This window comes from Polaromonas sp. P1_G1 (assembly GCF_056405595.1).
This window is the reverse complement of sequence record NZ_JBFUBU010000001.1, coordinates 24,978-43,452: the sequence shown is the minus strand read 5'-3', so window position 1 is coordinate 43,452 and position 18,475 is coordinate 24,978. Positions and strand designations below refer to the sequence as shown.

Genomic DNA, 18,475 nt, shown 5'->3' with positions numbered 1-18,475 from the left:
CCGGGGTGCAAGAATGGTGCCATAAGAAGTCGTTCACGGTCCAGCCTGGCCGGACTCACGGGGAGGCATGGCACAGAACATGCACTTGAGCAGGGTCAATCACCACGCGCCCGGCGCATCTGCCCACCCCATGGACGCCCCGCTCACGCCCCTGCCGACGCCGACGCCACCCGATACAGCCGCGGCCGCGCCGTTGGCGGGCGGCGCCGAAGCGCCGCTGCAGCGCATCATCAAGGTCAGGCGCGACTACAACAGCTGGGTGGCCAGCGAAACCATGGAAGACTACGCGCTGCGCTTCACGCCGCAGCGCTTTCGCAAGTGGTCGGAATGGCGGGTCGCCAACACCGCCTTCGGCGCGGCCTCCTTCCTGATCCTGGAGGCGGTGGGTGCCACCTTGCTGGTCAAGTACGGTTTCACCAACGCCTTCTGGGCCATCGTCGCCACCGGCCTCATCATCTTCCTGGCCGGCCTGCCCATCAGCATTTACGCTGCGCGCTACGGCGTGGACATGGATTTGCTGACGCGCGGCGCCGGTTTCGGCTACATAGGCTCCACGCTGACCTCGCTGATCTACGCCTCCTTCACCTTTATCTTTTTCGCGTTGGAGGCGGCCGTCATGGCCTATGCGCTGGACCTGGCGCTGGGCATCCCGCCCAGCTGGGGCTATTTGATCTGCGCGCTGGTGGTGATTCCGCTGGTCACCCATGGCGTGTCCGCCATCTCGCGCCTGCAGGTCTGGACGCAGCCCTTGTGGCTGGTCATGCTGGTCGTGCCCTTTGTCTTTGTGCTGCTGCGCGATCCTGGTGCTTTTTCGGGCGTGCTGCACTACGGCGGTGAGAAGGGTGTGGGCAGTGAGTTCAATTTGCACCTGTTTGGTGCTGCACTGACGGTGGGCATCGCGCTGATCACCCAGATGGGTGAGCAGGCCGACTATTTGCGCTTCATGCCGGTGCAGACGACGGCCAACCGCTGGCGCTGGTGGGGCGGCGTGTTGGTGGGCGGGCCGGGCTGGGTGTTTTTGGGTGTGGTGAAGATGCTGGGCGGCGCCTTTCTCGCCTACCTGGCGATTTCCAACATGGTGCCGCTGGACCGCGCGGTGGACCCCAACCAGATGTACCTCGCGGCCTACGAATACGTGTTCCCGCACTACGGCATGGCCGTGGCGGCGACCGCGCTCTTCGTGGTGGTGTCGCAGCTCAAGATCAACGTGACCAACGCCTATGCGGGTTCCCTGGCCTGGTCGAATTTTTTCTCGCGCATCACGCACAGCCACCCGGGGCGCGTGGTGTGGGTGGTGTTCAACACGCTGATTGCTTTCATGCTGATGGAGATGAACGTGTTCCAGGCGCTGGGCGACGTGCTGGGCCTGTATTCGAACATCGCGATCGCCTGGGTGATGGCGGTGGTGGCGGATCTCGTCATCAACAAGCCGCTGGGCCTGAGCCCGCCGGGCATTGAATTCAAGCGCGCGCACCTGTACGACATCAACCCGGTCGGTGTCGGGGCCATGGCACTGGCCTCGGTGTTGTCCATCACGGCGCACCTGGGGCTGTACGGCGATATGGCGCAGGCCTTTTCCGCGGTGATCGCCATGGGGACGGCTTTTGTCACGGCGCCGCTGCTCGCCTGGGCCACCAAAGGCCGCTACTACATCGCGCGCACTTCGGGCGCGGCCACGGGGGAGGGCGCCTACAAGCGTTATGCGACGCAGCAATGCGTGATCTGCGAGCGTGCCTACGAGGGCCCGGACATGGCGCATTGCCCGGCCTACCAGGGCCCCATCTGCTCACTGTGCTGCACGCTGGACGCGCGCTGCGGCGACCTGTGCAAGCCGCACGCAAGTTTGTCGGCGCAATGGTCTGGCGCGCTGCGCTGGCTGCTGCCGCGCCGCGCCTGGCCTTACCTTGATACGGGCCTGGGCCACTTCCTGCTGCTGATGCTGATCATCGTGCCGCTGCTGGCCAGCGTGTTCGGCCTGCTCTACCACCAGGAGCTCAGCGCACTGTCGGATTTGACGCCATCCGAGCCGGCCCTGAAGTCGGGTTTCCTCAAAGCCTATATGGYGCTGCTGGTGATTGCCGGCCTGGTCGCCTGGTGGCTGGTGCTGGCGCACAAGAGCCGGCAGGTCGCGCAGGAAGAATCGAACCGCCAGACGCATCTGCTGATGCGTGAGATCGAATCGCACCGGCAGACCGACGAGGCGTTGCAGCAGGCCAAACTGGTGGCCGAAGAGGCGCGCCACCATGCCGACCAGGCCAACCAGGCCAAGAGCCGCTACATCAGCGCCATCAGCCACGAGCTGCGCACGCCGCTCAACAGCATCCTCGGTTATGCGCAGTTGATGGGAGAGGACAGCGCCATCCCGCCGCACCGCAAGCAGGCTGTCAGTGTCATCAAGCGCGGCGGCGAACACCTGCTGTCGCTGATCGAAGGCACGCTGGACATCGCCCGCATCGAGGCCGGCAAGCTCACGCTCAACGTCAAGCCCATGCACTTCGCCGATTGTGTGCACGAGATGGCCGGCATGTTCGAGCTGCAGGCCGCGGCCAAGGGCCTGGCCTTCCACTTCGAGGCCAGCGGCAACCTGCCAGAGCTGGTGCGGGCCGACGAAAAGCGCGTGCGGCAAATCCTCATCAACCTGCTGGGCAACGCCATCAAGTTCACGGCGCAGGGGCAGGTGACCTTCCGGCTGCGCCATGCGCGCGAGATGGCCTACATCGACATCGAGGACACCGGCCCCGGCATGCGCGAGGCGGAACTTGCGCGTATCTTCGAGCCCTTCGCGCGCGGCGCGGCCGCGGGCCAGAGCGCCGAAGGCACGCCGGGCGCCGGCCTGGGCCTGACCATCGCCAAGATGCTGACCGACCTGATGGGCGGCGAAATGACGGTGGTGAGCACGCCGGGCCAGGGGTCCATCTTCCGCATCCGGCTGTTTCTGCCCGAGGTGCACCTGCCGGCGGGCGCCGCCAGGGACACCGTCGCCCCACCGGTGCGGCGCCGGCCGCGCGGCTACGAGGGCGCGCGCCGCAAGCTGCTGGTTGTCGACAACGAGGAGCCCGACCGCGAACTGCTGGTGCAGCTGCTGCAGCCCATGGGCTTTGAGCTGCGCACCGCCGCCAGCGGCCACGACTGCCTGGACCTGCTGGCCGCCGGCTACCAGCCCGACGTGATCTTCATGGACCTGGCCATGCCGGGTATAGACGGCTGGGAGACGCTGCGCCGCGTGCGCGGTTCCGGCCATGAGGGCATACACCTGGCCATTGTTTCGGCCAATGCCTTTGACAAGGGCATGGAGAACGACGCCGGCATCCTTCCCGAGGACTTCATCTTGAAGCCCGTGCGCCACACCGAGCTGATCGCCTGGCTGGAGCGGCGCTTGTCGCTGGTGTGGCGTTATGACACGCCGGCCGTGGAAGCCCCGCCCGCGGCAACGCCCCCACAACGCGTGCTGCCGGACGCCTCGCAACTGGCCGCCTTGCAGGAGGTGGTCAGCCTCGGCTTTTACCGGGGCATCATGAACATGCTGGCGGAAATTGAGCGGCAGCAGCCGGACACCGCCGCGTTTGTCGACGACATGCGGGTGCTGGCGCGGCAGTTTCAGTTCGAGGCCATGGGCCGCCAACTCGCCAACCAGGAGGCCAGCCATGAGCCGCGTGCTTGAAGATTCCCCCGTCCTCAACCGCAGCCTGGACCGCACGCTGGACCGGGCCAACAGCGACGTCGTGCTGATCGTGGATGACGTGCCCGACAACCTGTCGGTGCTGCACGACGCGCTCGATGAATCCGGCTACACCGTACTGGTGGCCACCAGCGGCGAGGCCGCGCTGCAGCGCGCGCTGCAGGCCAGGCCCGATATCGTGTTGCTGGACGCCATGATGCCCGGCATGGACGGCTTTGAGGTCGCCAAGCGCCTCAAGGCCATGGCCGAGACCACGCACATCCCCATCATCTTCATGACCGGCCTCACCGAAACCGAGTACCTGGTGGCCGCGCTGGAAGCCGGCGGCGTGGACTATGTGACCAAGCCCATCAAGCCCAAGGAAGTGATGGCGCGCATGGGCGTGCACCTGCAGGGCGCTCGCCGCGCCCGTCAGGAGGCTCGCCAGGCCGGCCAGGCGCGCAACGCGCTGGACGCCTTCGGTTATGCCAGCATCACGGTGCGCATGGGCGGCACGGCCGACGGCCGGCTGGTCTGGCAGACGCCGCTGGCGCGCGAACTCCTGATGCGCTATTACGGAACCTCGGCGCCGCAGACGCCCGAGCCCGTGCTGGACTGGCTGCGCAACCACGTGGCGGACGCGGAACGGCAGGTCGAACCGCCGCGCCTGGCGGTGGAGCAGGGGCCGCGCCGGCTGACCTTTCGGCTGCACCGGCAGACCGGTGACGGCGAAGGCGGGGTTGGAGGTGGAAGTGGGGGAGGTGTCAGCGGCGACTGGCTGATCGTGATGCGCGAGATCTCCGACGATGCGGTGGTGGAGGCCATGAGCCTGAGCTTCAAGCTCACGGCCCGCGAGGCCGAAGTGCTGTACTGGGTGGTCAAGGGCAAGACCAACCGCGACATCGGCGACATCCTGGGCTCCAGCCCGGCCACCGTCAAAAAGCACCTGGAGCGCGTCTACGCCAAGCTGGGCGTGGAAACCCGCACCGCTGCCGCGGGCATGGCCATGAACCGGATACGCCAACTGCATCCGCAGTTTGAAGGCTAGAGATAGGCCCCCACGCTTGTCGCTTCGCGTACTGCGCTGCCCCCCGAGGGGGCGCTGCGCCTGCGGCCCGGCAAAGCCGGTTCCGCGGCCCCTGCATGCAAGAAGACAGGGCCCGCCGTTGGTTGTGCCAGGTCAAAAGCGCGATTTGCGTCGGGCGGTTATAATGAGAGCTTCGGTAAAGCATCGGCTTTTTACATTGAGGCCTTCTCCCAACAGGCTTCCTTCTCAATTGCGGCGCTTCCCAGAGCCCGAATCCACAGTGTTTTCAGTGCCCATACAGCCCTGAACCCTCTCAGCACTGTTCCGTTTTTCCGGCGAGCACTATTCCCGACAGTGCCCACGCATGGCTCAACCAGCCCAGCCCCTGCCAAGGGCCAGGTGGGTGGACACCGAACACCCGCCGGCTTGCTCGCAAGCCGATTCTCCTTATTTATCAAGCCGGGACACATACCCGGCATGGACTTTTTATGAACGTAGATCACACCAAAATCGCGGTGGGCAAGTACCTTGTCTCACCACTGGCCAAGCAGCAAGGCGAAGGCTTCGCTGCATCGGTCTCCATCCGCTCAGGACGCGGCAGCGCCACGCATGACCGCGTGCTGCGTTTCAGCGGCCTCTTCGACAGCGCGGCCGCGGCCGTGCATTACGCGACGGAACACGCCCTGCGCTGGATCAACGAGCGCTCGGCGCCCGCCTGCGCCTGAGGCTTTGCCCGCCGCAACAGACATCACCGACAATTTTTTCAATTCCCTAGGAGTTACATCATGGCCAAAGAAGAACTGATTGAAATGCATGGACTGGTCGACGAAGTGTTGCCGGATTCGCGCTTTCGCGTCACGCTCGACAACGGCCACAAGCTTGTGGCTTACACCTCGGGCAAGATGCGCAAGAACCATATCCGCATCCTTGCCGGCGACCAGGTGTCGCTGGAACTGTCGCCTTACGACCTGAGCAAGGGCCGGATCACCTTCCGGCACATCGCAGGCCGCGGCCCAGGCCCCGCGCCGCGCCAGGCCCGTTAAACCGGCGGCTCGCAGCCATAAAGCACAAAGCCCGACAGGCGGAGATTTCTCTCCACCTGCCGGGCTTTGTCATTTTTCCAACGCTATTTCAGTGGCGGCCGGTCGCCATGTGCTCGGTCTTCTTGTTGAGCAACACCTCGGGTTCCTGAGCCTCGACCCAGTTCTCGTTGTCGAGCCCGGCCTTGAGCCGGCCGGTGTCCAGCTCGTTGGTCCATTTGGCCACTACCAGCGTGGCCACACCGTTGCCGATCAGGTTGGTCAGCGCCCGCGCTTCCGACATGAAGCGGTCTATACCCAGGATCAGTGCCAGCCCGGCCACCGGCACGGTGCCCACGGCCGACAGCGTGGCTGCGAGCACGATGAAACCGCTGCCGGTGATGCCGGCCGCCCCTTTGGACGTTAGCAGCAGCACCGCCAGCAGCGTGAGCTCCTGCGTCAGCGTCATCGGCGTATTGGTGGCCTGCGCGATGAACACCGCCGCCATCGTGAGGTAGATGGACGTGCCGTCCAGGTTGAAGGAGTAGCCGGTTGGGATCACCAGGCCTACAGTGGTCTTTTTCGCGCCCAGGTTCTCCATCTTTTCCATCATGCGCGGCAGCACGGATTCGGAGGAAGAGGTGCCTAGCACGATCAGCAGTTCTTCCTTGATGTACTTGATGAACTTCCAGATGCTGAAACCGTGGATGCGCGCGATGGTCCCCAGCACCACGAAGATGAAGATCAGGCAGGTCGCGTAGAAAGCGGCCATCAGCTTGCCCAGCTGCACCAGGCTGTCGACGCCGTACGCGCCTATGGTGAAGGCCATGGCGCCGAAAGCGCCTATGGGCGCCACCTTCATGATGAAGCCGACGATGGTGAACAGCACGTGCGAGGCCTTCTCGACGAAATCGAACACCAGCGTGCCGCGCCCGCCGAAGCGGTGCAGCGCGAAGCCGAACATCACCGCGATCAGCAGCACCTGCAGGATTTCGCCCTTGGCGAAGGCGTCCACCACGGTGGTCGGGATGATGTTCAGGATGAAGTCGGTCGTGCCGACCATCTTCCCGGGGCCGGTATAGGCCGCGATGGCCTTGGTGTCCAGTGTGGAGACATCGACATTCATGCCCTGGCCCGGCTTGAACACGTTGACCAGGACCAGCCCGATGATCAGCGCGAAGGTGCTGACGACTTCAAAGTACAGCAGCGCCAGGCCGCCGGTCTTGCCGACCTTCTTCATGTCCTCCATGCCGGCGATGCCGATCACGACGGTGCAGAAGATGATGGGCGCGATCATCATCTTGATGAGCTTGATGAAACCGTCGCCCAGCGGCTTCATGTGTTTGCCGGCCTCGGGGTAAAAATGCCCCAGCAGCACACCGGCGATCACGGCGCAGATCACCTGGAAGTAGAGTGATTTGTAAAGGGGCGGCTTGCGGCTTGTTGTCTCTGTTGTGTTTGKTGTCATGGCCGGGGCGCATCAGGCTGTGCGCGGTGATGATCGGACTGCCCAATATAGCCCTGCCGTGCGATTTGTCCAATGTGGGAAACCACAGATCACAATCTTTACGAAACCCGCCCGGCGCGGCGATGAAATCCTCAACCGGCGTGGCTGCCGCCGCTTGCACCCGTGGCCGGCGGGCGCGCCATCCAGGCGATCAGCGAAGAGCGCATGGCTTCCTCTACCGACATGTCGATGGGCTGCACCCAGTCGGCCGGCACGAACACCGTGTAGCCGCCGATCATGTAGCCCATGGGCAAATACACCGCCACACGCTCGCCGGGCAGGAAACCGGCGGGCAGGTCGGCGAAGCTGCGGCGCGTGATCAGGCCCACGATTTCCATCGCATGGCCGGGCATGCGCAGGATCACCACGCTTTGCTCGCCCTGTTTGCCCGAAGGCGAAAAATAGTCGGCGAAGCTCTTGAGCGAGGAATAGATGCTTTTGACGACCGGCAGGTTGGTGAAGGGCATTTCCGCGAAAGACAGCAGCTTGCGCACACTCTGCTTGGACACCAGGTAGCCGATCACCAGGATGCTGAGCACGCCGAACACCAGGCCCAGGCCCGGAATGTAGAAGCTGCCGATCAGCGGCCGCAGCACCCACAGCGCCGCGGTTTCCATCCAGGCCAGGAAGATATACAGCAGGTAGACCGTCAAGGCCACCGGCAGGATAGTGATGAGGCCGCGAAAGAAATATTTGTAAAGGCTTTTCATGGGTTCTTTATTCGTGCCGCCCCGCAACATGCGGGCCTGGCGATGCCTGCAATATAACCATTTCAGTTGACGCTTCCGCCGTCCGGCGCTTGTCGGCCTTCTCCTACATTTTTCGGGTACTAATCACCGCAGCCTGTCATATTTCCATGCTTAAACTGGCGGCATTGCAAATAACCCGATATGGAACCCGACGTGGCTGCAGAGATGAAACCGGACACAGGCCCGCATGCCTTTGCCGTTTCGTTTTTTTTGTCGCCATCGCCATCGTTCCCGCCACTGTCAGCCCCTGCGCTGAAAGTTACGTTTGCATCCCTTGATATTTTTTTGCCGCGCTCCAAGCTGCGCTGCAAGGCCACGTCCGGCCTGCCCGGATATTTTTGGAGGATTCCTGTTCCATGAGCCATTCCACACTGGTCAAAGCACAACTCAAAGCCCCCTTGCGTTCCCTGGCCCTCACCGTCGAGGAGCCCACGCCCGGCGAATTCTGCTGGCGCATTCTTGAAAGCCTCCAGGATCCGCGAGTGTTTGAATCCGTCTCCTGTTCCGACATCACCTTCGAAGCCTATGACACGGCACTGGCCACCGGCTACGGTGAACTGCAACGACTGGTCGGCCCGGACCTCCAGTACGGGCCGCGCAGCGAGAACGACTTGCAGGTCGAACTCTTCGCCGCGGCCGCGCCCAACTCCGCTTCAAGCGGCCCCGACAAGCGCGCCGCCATCAACGGCCACCTCAAGCCAGGCGCGGTGCCGGCATGAAGCGCGACCTGGAGGCCGACTATGCGCGCCTGCGCGCGCAGCTGCAAGCCTTGCAGGCCGCACCCGTCAAGGATTTTGCGAAGATAGACCAGCTCATTGAAGCGCTTGAAAAACTTCAGCTCGCCATCAAGGCCCAACACGGCATCCAGGGCAACAATCCCCTTGAATGAGGGGCTCCAGGGCGGCTCCCTCATGCCGGCCGCATGCATCAGCCCGTGAGCCTCGTAGCATTTTGTGACCTCGCTTGTCCTACACCTCGCGCTGTAGCAGGCCGACGAAACCAACCCCGCTCCTCGCCGTAAATTGAACCTAGCTGGCAATCAGGCCAGCGATTTACCAACCCGATTGCCCGTGATGGGCATGACCTTAGGAGTACACCATGAGAGCATCGAAACCCCTGGCTTCCGTCGTCGCCGCAGCCGCGGTGGTTGGCGCTATCGGCCTGGCTTATGCCCAGGACACCAGCACCACGACGCCTGCCACGCCGGCAGACCAGACCATGCAAAACCAGGGCAGCACAAGCACCCCCAGCACGCCCTCGACCAGCACGGACACGGCTGTCACGCCGACCGAGCGTCCCGCACAGGCTGACCGCAACTAAGCCAGATCCGTCATGCAATTCCGCATGAAAACGCTCCGGATCGCCTTTGCGGTCCGGAGCGTTTTATGCGAACGGTCCCATTTTTCCACCCAAAGCCATGCCCGCCCCCGTGCCTGATCTTCAGCCGCAGTCTGCCGCCGCGGCCCAGGGGCCGTCGGGCACGCGGCGTTCCGACATTTTTGACGGCATCAAACAAGGCGTCCTTGTGGGCGCCGCCATCGCGGTGCTGGTCCTGCCGCTCTTCAGGCCCCATCCGGTTGCGCCCGCACCCGCGCCTGCCGCCACCCAGGCCGATGTTTCCCGGCAGACACCGCGTGTCGCGGATTTCGGCGGTGAAACCGCCTCGACGGAAGCGCGCGAAGTGGCCAACTGGGTCGTCACATCGGGCGACAACCGAAAACTCTTTTTTGTGATCCTCGACAAACTCAACACCAAGGTGTTTGTCTTCGAGCCCTCGGGCAAGCTGCGCAGCGCCACGCCGGTGCTAATAGGCGCGGCACGCGGCGACGACTCGGTGGACGGCATAGGCGGCCGGCCCATCGCCGAAGTGCAGCCTCAGGAACGCACCACGCCCGCGGGCCGCTTCGTCGCCGAGCCCGGGCGCAATGCCACGGGCGAGGACGTGGTCTGGGTCGATTACGACGCGGCCGTCTCCATGCACCGCGTGCGCACCACCGAGCCCAAGGAGCGCCGGCTGGAGCGCCTGGCATCGCCCACCACCGAGGACAACCGGATCTCCTACGGCTGCATCAACATGCCGGTGGCGTTCTTTGAAAACGTGCTCAAGCCTGCTTTCAACGCCAGCTACGGCGTGGTCTACGTGCTGCCCGAAGTCAAGCCGCTGGCCGAGGTGTTTCCGGCGGCGCATGCGCTCGCGCTCAAGCAGGGCGGCGCCGTGTAGCCCTGCTACCGAACACAGCGCTGGCAGGGCAAAAAAAAACGGCGCACTGCTTTCGCAATGCGCCGCCTTGGCTGCCGGACTCAATTCAGCCGCGATCCTTTCGGAAGCCTTGCCGACAGCCATTCGTGGACGTCGGCACGGACGTTGCGCCCTCGCAGCAGGAAATCCTCATACCGGCTCGGCACATAGGGCAGGTACACCAGGGGCATGCCGGCTTGTTCGGGCGTGCGGTCTTTCTTTCTGCCATTGCAATGGCGGCAGGCGCTGACCAGGTTGGTCCAGGAATAGGCCCCGCCCTTGCTCTGCGGAACGATGTGCTCGGCTTCGAGATCCTTTTCCAGGAACACCTGGGCGCAGTAGGCGCAAGTGCAGCGGTCGCGGCGCAGCAGCTTCGGCTTGGTGACCGCGGGCGCCACGTCATAGAGGTTGCGGCGAGGCGCACCGCGCAGCGCGACGATAGGGTGGATCACCAGGATGGACTGCCGGCCACGCGCGACATTCCAGCCGCCGCGCAGCGTCACCAGAGGGCTTTCGCCTTGCTCCCAGGCGACGCCGCCGGTGGCGTAGTGCAGGGCCGCCTCTTCAGCCGTGATCCAGGCTTGGGGCGTCCCCTGGATATCGAGCTGAAGAACATGGTGCATCGTGGCCTCCTGAGTTGAATGAATGATGGATGGTGCGGGCAGGGAATTTCGAAATCCCGGCCTGCCGGTTAAAAGCCGGCTGCTCTGCCTCTGAGCTATACCCGCATACCAGCGGACAAAAAATGGGGTGCAAGACCGGACTCGAACCGGTGACCCGCGGGGTCACGTCCCGCTGCGCTGCCAACTGCGCCACATGCACCAAAAACGGCTAAAAAAATCTGGCTCCACAGCCTGGGATCGAACCAGGGACGACGCGAGTAACAGTCGCGTGCTCTACCTGCTGAGCTACCGTGGAATGGAAAAGGGGGCGATTACCACTCACCGCATTCGCGCACGCGCTGGTCCAGGTCGCGCTCGTCGCGCGCCTGCCTGCTTTTGGGCAAGGCGTGGCCGAGCCGGACGCGGCCGGCGGCGATGATGCCGCCCAGGAGTGCGCGAACAATGCGCTTGCGGGGTTGGGCGAGCCTCTTGGAGGCTGCTGTGTTTCTGGCTGTCATGGCAATCTCCTTGAGGTTGGTTGATGTGGAAGAAGTGGCGCGCCTGGGCCGATTCGAACGGCCGACAAACCGGGGTAGAAACCCGGCGCTCTATCCAGGCTGAGCTACAGGCGCTGGTGAACTGGCCTGGAGGCGGTGGTCAGATTCGAACTGGCGTGTGCTTGCGCAGGCGGATTTGCAATCCACTCCCTTCGTCCGCTTGGGTACACCGCCGCAAATCACTGGCAGGCGCGGGAAGAGTCGAACTTCCAGCCTTCGGTTTTGGAGACCGCTGCTCTGCCTGGTTGAGCTACGCGCCTATTGGAGATACTGGCGGCCTGTACGGGAATCGAACCCGTGACCACATCCTGGACAGGGAAGTGCTCTACCAGCTGAGCTAACAGACCAAAAAATGAAGTGATACCGGAAAGAGGGTGGTCCGTGTAGCAGGTCTCGAACCTGCGACCTCATGCTCCCAAAGCACGCGCGCTACCAACTGCGCCACACACGGATTAAAGATGGTGGAGTGCCAGGGACTCGAACCCCGTATGCCCGAAGGCGCCGGATTTACAGTCCGGTGCAGTAGCCGGCTCTGCTCGCACTCCGTAAAAGATTGAATGGCCTCGCGTGAAAGATTTGAACTTCCGACCCTCTGCTTCGTAGGCAGATGCTCTGATTCCGGACTGAGCTAACGCGAGAAAAAATGAATGGCAGGCCGTGATGGATTCGAACCACCGAAATGTCGGGATCAAAACCCGATGCCTTGGACCAACTTGGCGAACGGCCTAAAAAATCTCCGGTTACGAGTTCCGGTGCCACCCTATCTTTGAGGCCGGTTTCCGCACTACGCCCTTGCGGGCACTGCGCTTCTTAAATCAACAGCGGGAAGTGAGCTACCTCGGCTTCCCGCCCTGGAATTGGCGTCACGTAGGGGATTCGAACCCCTGTCTACAAGAATGAAAATCTTGTGTCCTGAGCCAGCTAGACGAACGTGACGGATATCTGGAAAAAATCCATTTCGGCTGTACCCGCATGCGGGCGGCCGGCATCAAGCCGGACCGGGATCTCCCGCTGCACTGCTTTCCCGGGGCCATGAACCCCGGTCGCCGGCACACACGCCACCAAACCGTCTCCTCGGTTTCGCGCAGGTGATGTGAAACAGGCACACCCGAAATGGAGCGGACAGACGGCTTCGAACCGACGACACTGAGCTTGGAAGGCTCACGCTCTACCCACTGAGCTATGTCCGCAATTTTTTGCGGGACTCGCTGCCATCCAGTGTGTGGCTGCTGTCCCGCTGCTGAATTTTTAAAGAGTCCCGCGCCTGAAGCGCACAGACGGCACGATCACCGTCAGGGGAAAACAAAAAGGCCCGGTTCCTTGCGGATACCGGGCCTCTGGGTGTCAGAGATTTAGAAGGTACGCTCAGGCGTCTCCTCCTCCCGGTGGTGTGCAATCCTCGTGGTTCTGTTTGGGCATGGCGGTCCGCAAAACGGACGGCGCAAATGAACTCTGCCCACCACATTGGCCCGGATAAACGTCAAGGCGACGCACGGCAACACTGGCCAGGACGGCGGTGTTGTTTCTTGCGATGGCGGCTATCGGTTTCATGATCGGCGTGTGGAAAGAGTTGATGTCAAAAAGTAGCGATGGAAGGGAATGTAAAATCTTTTTACGCCCTCGTCAACGAGGCGATGGAAAATAATTCTGATTGTTGCAATCACGTCACATGGATTCACTGAACATCAACCGGACCCGGCGCAACAACCTGCTGATCATCATTCGTGAGTACAGCGAAAGGGAGCTGGCCGCCGGTGAATCACCGGTCGGCATGCTGGGCAGGCTCGCAAAAGAACTGGGCCTGAGCGCCGGCGGGCTGAGCCAGTTCAAGGGAGACGCCAGCGGTTCGGGCAGGAACATCGGCGATGCAGCGGCTGCCCAGATCGAGAGCAAGCTGGGAAAGTCGAAGGGCTGGATGGATGAAGAGCATGGAGGCGACGCCTTCAATCCCGCCGAAAACGCATTCATCGAAATGGCCCGCGCAGCATGGCGCACAACGGACGCCAAGGGCCGGCGGCATCTGATGCAGCTTGCGAAGCGGGGCTTTGCCGGGCTGCCTGGACCCGGCAACAAATGACGGGATCCGGCCACCCAGACTTGTAACTTGTAACGACAGTCAGCCTTGTGTTGCGCGCCCACATCCGCGACGCCAAAAAGTCCCGCGCCAGGCGACTGTTACACGGTCGCGCCAAGCCCTGTTTTGGCAGGCCTGATTGCGGCTATTTCCATACTGGCTAACCACTTTTTGCTATTTAAATAGTAGCAATTGTCCGAGGCGATTTGGGGTTTTCCCGTTGAGAACAATTGCTTGCATCGCTAACATGGTGCAACCGACACCGGGATGCGTTGAGAGCTGACGCCACCCCGGTTTTTCATGTGCGTTCGCGCACTCCAACGGCGCCACGCACAGGACCCGAATGTTGTTCACAGGCCAGAGCAGGAAGCACGCACGAATCGCCCGTACGATGGCCCTTGCCATCTTTGCCGCCGGTCCTTTGCTCTCCTTCGCCGCGCCCCTGGCGCCTTACACCGACAGCGCGACCACGCCGGCCGCAAGCCCCGACACCGGCTTGGCGCTGGTGTCCGCCTCCGCGGACGCACGTCAGGCCTTGCGCTGGGTGGTGGCAGCACACGACAACGAAGGCCTGCCTTTTGTGATCGTCGATAAAAAAGGCGGGCGCATCTTTGTGTTTGAAGCCGGCGGGCAACTGCGCGGCGCATCGCCCGCACTGACGGGCCTGGCGCCCGGCGACCACGGTGTGCCCGGCATGGCGCAGCGCAGCGTGGCCAGCCTGCGCGAGGACGAACGCACCACGCCCGCGGGCCGCTTTGTGTCCGAGCCCGGCCACAACCTGCAGGGCGAGGCCATTGTCTGGATTGATTACGCGGCCAAGCTCGCCATCCACCGCCTGCGCCCCGCGCCACCGGCTGAGCGCCGCGCGGAACGGCTGGCCTCCGAGACGCCCGACGACAACCGCATCTCCATGGGCTGCGTGGTGGTGCCGGTCAGCTTTTACGAAAGCGTGGTTGGCCCCGTCCTCGGCAAAAGCCGCGGCATCGTCTACGTGCTGCCCGATACCCAGCCGCTGCAGCGCATGCTGGGCGCCTTGCAACTGAGCCAGCGCTAAGCGTTTACTCCGGTTTGATATTGGCCGCCTTGGCCAATTGCTCGTAGCGCAGCTTGTCTGAGCGGATCAGCTTGACCAGCGCCGCGCCATTGCCCGTATAGGACTCCACCCCCGCAGTCGACAGGCGCGACTGCACGGCGGGGTCGGCCAGCACCTTCTGCACGTCGGCCACGATCTTGCTGACGACTGCGGGCGGCATTTTGGCCGGCCCCATCAGCGCGAACCAGGTCGAAAAATCCAGCGGCTTGAGGCCTTGCTCCTCCAGCGTGAGAGCATCGGGCAGCAGCGAATAACGCTTCTGGCTGGCCACACCGATCACGTTGAGCCGGCCGGACTTCGCATAGGGTGCGGCAAGGTTGGCGCTCATGATGGCCAGGGGAATCTGGCCGCCCACCACGTCCTGCACCACGGGTGCGCAGCCCTTGTAGCCGGCATGCACCGCGTCCAGCGAGGTCTTTTGCTTGACGAGCTCCATCACGAAATGCATGGGCGTGCCCACACCGCAGGAGCCGTAGCTGAGCTTGCCGGGGTTGGCTTTCGCGTAGTCCTGCAGTTCCTTGAGGTTTTTGACGTTGAGGCTGGGATGGGCCACCAGCGCGATCGGCGTGGTGCCCAGCAGCATGATGGGCGTCAGGTCTTTTTCGGGGTCGTAGTTGACTCTGATGCCCAGGCCCATGTTGGCCACCATGGTGCTGTTCTGCAGCAGCAGGGTATAGCCGTCGGCCGGCGCGTGCACCACCGCTTCCGATCCGATGTTGCCCGAGGCGCCGGTGCGGTTCTCCACCGCCACGCCCTGGCCCCAGGCCTGCTGCAGGCTGGCGCCCAGCTGGCGCGCCAGGATGTCGGCACCGCCGCCCGTGCCGTAGGGCACGATGATGCGCACCGGTTTCGTGGGCCAGGTCTGGGCCAGGGCTACCGGCGCCAAGGCGTGGCAGGCCAGCGCGACACAGCAGGTTTTCCAAATGGCATTGAATGTCTTCATGCGGTACTCCAGAGATGAGGTCGTTAAGAAATCAGAGCGCCAGCTCATGCCGCCACAGCGCCCAGGCGCGCGGGATCTGCGCGTCGTTGGCGGCGGCGGCCAGGCCGGCTTCGGTCTCCGTCAGGTAGGTCACGGGGCCCATGGCCATGGCCGAGGCCTGCAGGCCGGCGTTGACCTCGATGTAGACGGCGCGGTAGACGGCGTGCTCGAGCGAGCCGCCCACCACCGTGCTGCCGTGGCCGCGCATCAGCACGCAGGCGCAATCGCCCAGCGCGGCGGCGAGGGCCTTGCCGAGTGCCGGGCTGCGTATCAGCAAATCGCTGTCGCCTGCTGCATCGCGGATCTCGAAATGCGCCGAGCCGCTGCCGAGGAAGCCGGACATGTGGAACACCGGCTTTAGTCGCTGGCCGGTGACGCCGAAGGGAATCACGCGCGGCGAATGGCTGTGCACCACGGCCATCACGTCGGGCCGGGCGCGGTAAATCTCGCTGTGGATGAAGCGCTCCAGATAGGGCTTGCCCGTGGCGGCGCCCAGCGGCTCACCGTCCACGCTGTAGCAGCCCACGTCGGCCGCCTCGACCAGCGCCGGCGCGCGGCTGCAGGACAGCAGAAAAACTTCTTCAGCACCGGGCTGGCGCACGCTGACGTGGCCGAAGCCGTCCACCACGCCGCGCGCATACAGGATGCGGTTGGCCAGCACCAGTTGCCGGGCCAGGGCCGGGTCGGGCGTCATCATGTTTTGCCCGGCAGCGCCGTGGCCCGAACGGCCTGCAGCACCCAGCCCGATGCCGTGTGCTCCCACACCGCGAGGTAAGAGCTCGCGATGTCGCGGCGAACGTCGCCCTTGAGGACCGTGGCCCGCATCACCGCGCTGACCAGCCCTGCCGTCCCTACCAGGCGCACTTGCGGCGCTACAAATTCCAGCGATTCATAACGCAGCGCGCCGCCGGCCAGCGATTGCAGGTAGCCGGCCTTGCTGTCGGTCACGCCGGTCGAATGTGTGTAAATCAGGGCATCCGACAGCAGCGTGTTCAGCACGGCCGTGTCCGCGGCCAGCATGGCCAGGCGCCTGGCCTCTTCGGCGGCCAGCAGGCCGTCTTCAAGGGCGAGCGTCATGTTCAAAAGCGTGTGGCGTCGGCCGCGATGGTGTTGAAGAGCACGCCCACCTTGCTGACCTCCACCTCGACCTGGTCGCCCGGCTTCATCCACACCGGCGGCGTGCGCTTGACGCCAACGCCGCCCGGCGTGCCGGTCACGATCACGTCGCCGGACTGCAGCGAGGTGAAGGCCGAGATGTATTCGATCAGCACCGGGATGCTGAAGATCATGGAAGCCGTGGTGGTGTGCTGCATGACCTGGCCGTTGAGCCGGGTTTCCAGCGTAAGCTCTTCGCCGTCGGCAATCTCGCTGCGCGTCACCATCCAGGGACCGAAGCTTCCGGTGCCGCTGAAGTTCTTGCCGGCGGTGAACTGCAGCGTGTGCTTTTGCCAGTCGCGCACCGAAGCGTCGTTGTAGGCGCTGTAGCCCGCCACGTGCTCCCAGGCATCGGCCTCGCGTATGCGCCGCCCGGCCTTGCCGATGATCACGGCGATCTCGCCTTCATAGTCGAGCTGCGTCGATTCGGCCGGTATCAGGATGGGCTGGCGATGCGCGGTCTGCGACTCGGCCACGCGCATGAAAAGCAGCGGATGCTGCGTCGGGTCGCGCTGGGTCTCGATGCGGTGCGCCTCGTAGTTGTGGCCCACGCAGAAGATCTTGCCCGGCGCCGGGATCACCGGCAGGAACCGGATGGCGTCCAGTGGCAGCGCGGGCGCGGCGGTGGGCGGGGCGGCGATCTCCTCCAGCTTGCCGGCCTGCAATGCGCTGAGCAGCGTCGGGTACTGCGCCGAGTGCAGGGGCAGGACGCCGGCCTCGGTGGCCACGCCCCAGCCGGGCTGTCCCTGATATTGGTAACTGCTGAATTTCACGATGTACTTTCTGTGGTGGGATAAAGAGGGTGGTTCAGTCCAGCGAGATGTTCAGGCGCTTGAGGGTCTCGCCATAACGCTGCGAGTCATTGCGCAGCTGCTGCAAAAACTGCTCGGTGTTGAGGAAGTAGGGCTCGTAGTACATCGCGGCGTACTTGTCTTTCAGGTCCGGCTCAGCCAGCACGGCGGCCACGTCTTTCTGGATTTTTTCGACCACGGCCTTGGGCGTTCCCTTGGGCGCCAGCAACGCCGTCCAGGCGCTCAGCTCAAACCCCGCCGGGCCGCCCGATTCGGCGACGGTGGGCACGTCCGGGAAACCGGCCACGCGTTTGGGCGCGGCCACCGCGAGGTAGCGCGTGCGGCCCGCGCGTTGCATGGCGCCCGCGCTGGCGGCGCTGCCGAAAGCCCAGTCCACTTCCTGGTTGCCCACGGCCACGTAGAGCTGCGACATTTCCTTGTAGGGCACGTGGGTCATCCTGGTGCCGGTGGCGGTCTCCAGCATGGCCGCACCTATGTGGCCGGGGCTGCCGACAAACCAGGAGCCGTAGTTGACCTGGCCGGGGCCGGCCTTGGCGGCGGCGCCCAGGTCGGCCATGGTCTTGTAGCGGCTGCCCGCCGGCACCGTGACAAAAAAGTAGTTGCGCAGTATCGGCGTGACGGGCTCGAAGTCGCGCAGCAGCTCATAAGGCAGCTTCTTGAACAGGAAGGGCTGGGCCGCCATCTGCGCGTTGTCCATTTGCAGCAGCTCATGGCCGTCGGGCGCAGCGCGCTTGATGGCTTCTATCGCGATAAAACCGCTCGCGCCGGGCCGGTTGTCGACGATGACGGGTTTGCCCCAGATTTTTGACAGCTTGTCGGCCACCAGCCGCAGCGCGACCTCGGGCCCGCTGCCGGCCGGGAAGGGCGTGACCACGCGCACCGGCTTGCTTGGGAAATCCTGTGCGTGGGCGGTGGCGGTGATCGCGGCCAGCAATGCGGCGGCCAGAGCCAGGCCAGGCCTGCGCCAGGTTGTGAAAGAAGTCGGGAAAGCGTGCGTCATA

General features: G+C 63.9%; 19 protein-coding genes and 13 tRNA genes. 10 read left to right on the top strand and 22 right to left on the bottom strand.

All coding sequences use genetic code 11. The annotated features are described in order from the left end of the window. The first annotated feature begins 130 nt into the window (after window positions 1-130). The 4 genes from AC1D1Y_RS00275 (at window position 131) to infA (ending at window position 5,728) form a co-directional block, all read left to right on the top strand. The gene (locus AC1D1Y_RS00275; RefSeq protein ID WP_477680680.1) at window positions 131-3,661 is read left to right on the top strand and encodes a hybrid sensor histidine kinase/response regulator; all 3,531 of its coding nucleotides are present in this window, start codon (window positions 131-133) and stop codon (window positions 3,659-3,661) included. Continuing rightward, on the top strand, window positions 3,645-4,706 hold the full coding sequence (locus AC1D1Y_RS00270) for a response regulator (protein ID WP_477680587.1): 1,062 nt from the start codon (window positions 3,645-3,647) through the stop codon (window positions 4,704-4,706). The genes AC1D1Y_RS00275 and AC1D1Y_RS00270 overlap by 17 nt, the downstream gene beginning before the upstream one ends. 467 nt (window positions 4,707-5,173) lie before the next feature. Then, complete coding sequence (locus AC1D1Y_RS00265) at window positions 5,174-5,410, top strand: hypothetical protein (protein WP_477653216.1); 237 nt, start codon at window positions 5,174-5,176, stop codon at window positions 5,408-5,410. A 60-nt stretch (window positions 5,411-5,470) separates the two neighbouring features. After that, the gene (gene infA / locus AC1D1Y_RS00260; RefSeq protein ID WP_092132708.1) at window positions 5,471-5,728 is read left to right on the top strand and encodes a translation initiation factor IF-1; all 258 of its coding nucleotides are present in this window, start codon (window positions 5,471-5,473) and stop codon (window positions 5,726-5,728) included. 88 nt (window positions 5,729-5,816) lie between these two features. On the opposite strand, the gene AC1D1Y_RS00255 is transcribed toward infA, so the two are convergent. Together AC1D1Y_RS00255 and AC1D1Y_RS00250 are read right to left on the bottom strand one after the other, a co-directional pair. Further along, window positions 5,817-7,172, bottom strand: coding sequence for a dicarboxylate/amino acid:cation symporter (locus AC1D1Y_RS00255; RefSeq protein ID WP_477680586.1), 1,356 nt, complete (start codon window positions 7,170-7,172; stop codon window positions 5,817-5,819). Window positions 7,173-7,303: 131 nt separating this feature from the next. Then, entirely contained in the window at window positions 7,304-7,921 is a 618-nt protein-coding gene (locus AC1D1Y_RS00250) for a DUF502 domain-containing protein (protein WP_477680585.1), read from the bottom strand. Between the two features lie 395 nt (window positions 7,922-8,316). Here AC1D1Y_RS00250 and AC1D1Y_RS00245 point away from each other — a divergent pair, with 395 nt between their 5' ends. The 4 genes from AC1D1Y_RS00245 (at window position 8,317) to AC1D1Y_RS00230 (ending at window position 10,181) form a co-directional block, all read left to right on the top strand. Further along, window positions 8,317-8,679, top strand: a complete 363-nt coding sequence (locus tag AC1D1Y_RS00245; RefSeq protein ID WP_477680584.1) for a hypothetical protein — start codon at window positions 8,317-8,319, stop codon at window positions 8,677-8,679. After that, entirely contained in the window at window positions 8,676-8,849 is a 174-nt protein-coding gene (locus AC1D1Y_RS00240; protein ID WP_477680583.1) for a hypothetical protein, read from the top strand. Before AC1D1Y_RS00245 ends, AC1D1Y_RS00240 begins: the two co-directional genes overlap by 4 nt. Before the next feature lie 209 nt (window positions 8,850-9,058). Beyond that, window positions 9,059-9,280, top strand: coding sequence for a hypothetical protein (locus AC1D1Y_RS00235; protein WP_477680582.1), 222 nt, complete (start codon window positions 9,059-9,061; stop codon window positions 9,278-9,280). Window positions 9,281-9,377: 97 nt separating this feature from the next. Next, a complete protein-coding gene (locus AC1D1Y_RS00230) occupies window positions 9,378-10,181 on the top strand; it encodes a hypothetical protein (RefSeq protein ID WP_477680581.1) in 804 nt (267 codons plus the stop codon). A gap of 80 nt (window positions 10,182-10,261) precedes the next feature. Here AC1D1Y_RS00230 and AC1D1Y_RS00225 read toward each other — a convergent pair whose 3' ends face one another. The 15 genes from AC1D1Y_RS00225 to AC1D1Y_RS00155 all read right to left on the bottom strand — a co-directional run bounded on the left by AC1D1Y_RS00225 (window position 10,262) and on the right by AC1D1Y_RS00155 (window position 12,548). Continuing rightward, a complete protein-coding gene (locus tag AC1D1Y_RS00225; protein WP_477680580.1) occupies window positions 10,262-10,822 on the bottom strand; it encodes an HNH endonuclease in 561 nt (186 codons plus the stop codon). Between the two features lie 30 nt (window positions 10,823-10,852). After that, window positions 10,853-10,927, bottom strand: a tRNA-Lys gene (locus AC1D1Y_RS00220). 18 nt (window positions 10,928-10,945) lie between these two features. Beyond that, window positions 10,946-11,021: transfer RNA gene (locus AC1D1Y_RS00215), tRNA-His, on the bottom strand. A 20-nt stretch (window positions 11,022-11,041) separates the two neighbouring features. Then, a tRNA-Asn gene (locus tag AC1D1Y_RS00210) sits at window positions 11,042-11,117 on the bottom strand. Window positions 11,118-11,133: 16 nt separating this feature from the next. Beyond that, complete coding sequence (locus AC1D1Y_RS00205; protein WP_477680579.1) at window positions 11,134-11,319, bottom strand: hypothetical protein; 186 nt, start codon at window positions 11,317-11,319, stop codon at window positions 11,134-11,136. A gap of 35 nt (window positions 11,320-11,354) precedes the next feature. Further along, window positions 11,355-11,433 (bottom strand) — tRNA-Arg (locus tag AC1D1Y_RS00200). Between the two features lie 13 nt (window positions 11,434-11,446). Continuing rightward, window positions 11,447-11,532, bottom strand: a tRNA-Cys gene (locus tag AC1D1Y_RS00195). A 9-nt stretch (window positions 11,533-11,541) separates the two neighbouring features. Next, a tRNA-Trp gene (locus AC1D1Y_RS00190) sits at window positions 11,542-11,618 on the bottom strand. Between the two features lie 11 nt (window positions 11,619-11,629). Next, a tRNA-Asp gene (locus AC1D1Y_RS00185) sits at window positions 11,630-11,705 on the bottom strand. Window positions 11,706-11,733: 28 nt separating this feature from the next. Next, window positions 11,734-11,809: transfer RNA gene (locus AC1D1Y_RS00180), tRNA-Pro, on the bottom strand. 8 nt (window positions 11,810-11,817) lie between these two features. Continuing rightward, a tRNA-Tyr gene (locus AC1D1Y_RS00175) sits at window positions 11,818-11,903 on the bottom strand. A gap of 13 nt (window positions 11,904-11,916) precedes the next feature. After that, window positions 11,917-11,996 (bottom strand) — tRNA-Arg (locus tag AC1D1Y_RS00170). Between the two features lie 10 nt (window positions 11,997-12,006). Then, window positions 12,007-12,085, bottom strand: a tRNA-Gln gene (locus AC1D1Y_RS00165). Between the two features lie 131 nt (window positions 12,086-12,216). Then, window positions 12,217-12,294: transfer RNA gene (locus tag AC1D1Y_RS00160), tRNA-Glu, on the bottom strand. 178 nt (window positions 12,295-12,472) lie between these two features. Beyond that, window positions 12,473-12,548: transfer RNA gene (locus tag AC1D1Y_RS00155), tRNA-Gly, on the bottom strand. Between the two features lie 479 nt (window positions 12,549-13,027). Here AC1D1Y_RS00155 and AC1D1Y_RS00150 point away from each other — a divergent pair. Together AC1D1Y_RS00150 and AC1D1Y_RS00145 are read left to right on the top strand one after the other, a co-directional pair. Continuing rightward, window positions 13,028-13,435 (top strand): hypothetical protein, encoded by a 408-nt coding sequence (locus AC1D1Y_RS00150; protein ID WP_477680578.1) that lies wholly within the window; start codon window positions 13,028-13,030, stop codon window positions 13,433-13,435. 388 nt (window positions 13,436-13,823) lie between these two features. After that, on the top strand, window positions 13,824-14,486 hold the full coding sequence (locus AC1D1Y_RS00145) for a hypothetical protein (protein ID WP_477680577.1): 663 nt from the start codon (window positions 13,824-13,826) through the stop codon (window positions 14,484-14,486). Window positions 14,487-14,490: 4 nt separating this feature from the next. Here the strand turns inward: AC1D1Y_RS00145 and AC1D1Y_RS00140 are convergent, their stop codons facing one another. The 5 genes from AC1D1Y_RS00140 to AC1D1Y_RS00120 are packed head-to-tail and all read right to left on the bottom strand — an operon-like array spanning window position 14,491 to window position 18,474. Then, window positions 14,491-15,468, bottom strand: a complete 978-nt coding sequence (locus AC1D1Y_RS00140; RefSeq protein ID WP_477680576.1) for a Bug family tripartite tricarboxylate transporter substrate binding protein — start codon at window positions 15,466-15,468, stop codon at window positions 14,491-14,493. A 31-nt stretch (window positions 15,469-15,499) separates the two neighbouring features. Beyond that, window positions 15,500-16,204 carry a class II aldolase/adducin family protein gene (locus tag AC1D1Y_RS00135; protein WP_477680575.1) on the bottom strand — a complete coding sequence of 235 codons (705 nt, stop codon included), beginning with the start codon at window positions 16,202-16,204 and terminating at the stop codon, window positions 15,500-15,502. Then, window positions 16,201-16,584 carry a nuclear transport factor 2 family protein gene (locus AC1D1Y_RS00130; RefSeq protein ID WP_477680574.1) on the bottom strand — a complete coding sequence of 128 codons (384 nt, stop codon included), beginning with the start codon at window positions 16,582-16,584 and terminating at the stop codon, window positions 16,201-16,203. The genes AC1D1Y_RS00135 and AC1D1Y_RS00130 overlap by 4 nt, the downstream gene beginning before the upstream one ends. A gap of 2 nt (window positions 16,585-16,586) precedes the next feature. Beyond that, window positions 16,587-17,435 carry a fumarylacetoacetate hydrolase family protein gene (locus AC1D1Y_RS00125; protein ID WP_477680573.1) on the bottom strand — a complete coding sequence of 283 codons (849 nt, stop codon included), beginning with the start codon at window positions 17,433-17,435 and terminating at the stop codon, window positions 16,587-16,589. A gap of 34 nt (window positions 17,436-17,469) precedes the next feature. Further along, the gene (locus AC1D1Y_RS00120; protein WP_477680572.1) at window positions 17,470-18,474 is read right to left on the bottom strand and encodes a Bug family tripartite tricarboxylate transporter substrate binding protein; all 1,005 of its coding nucleotides are present in this window, start codon (window positions 18,472-18,474) and stop codon (window positions 17,470-17,472) included. Window position 18,475: the final 1 nt, after the last annotated feature.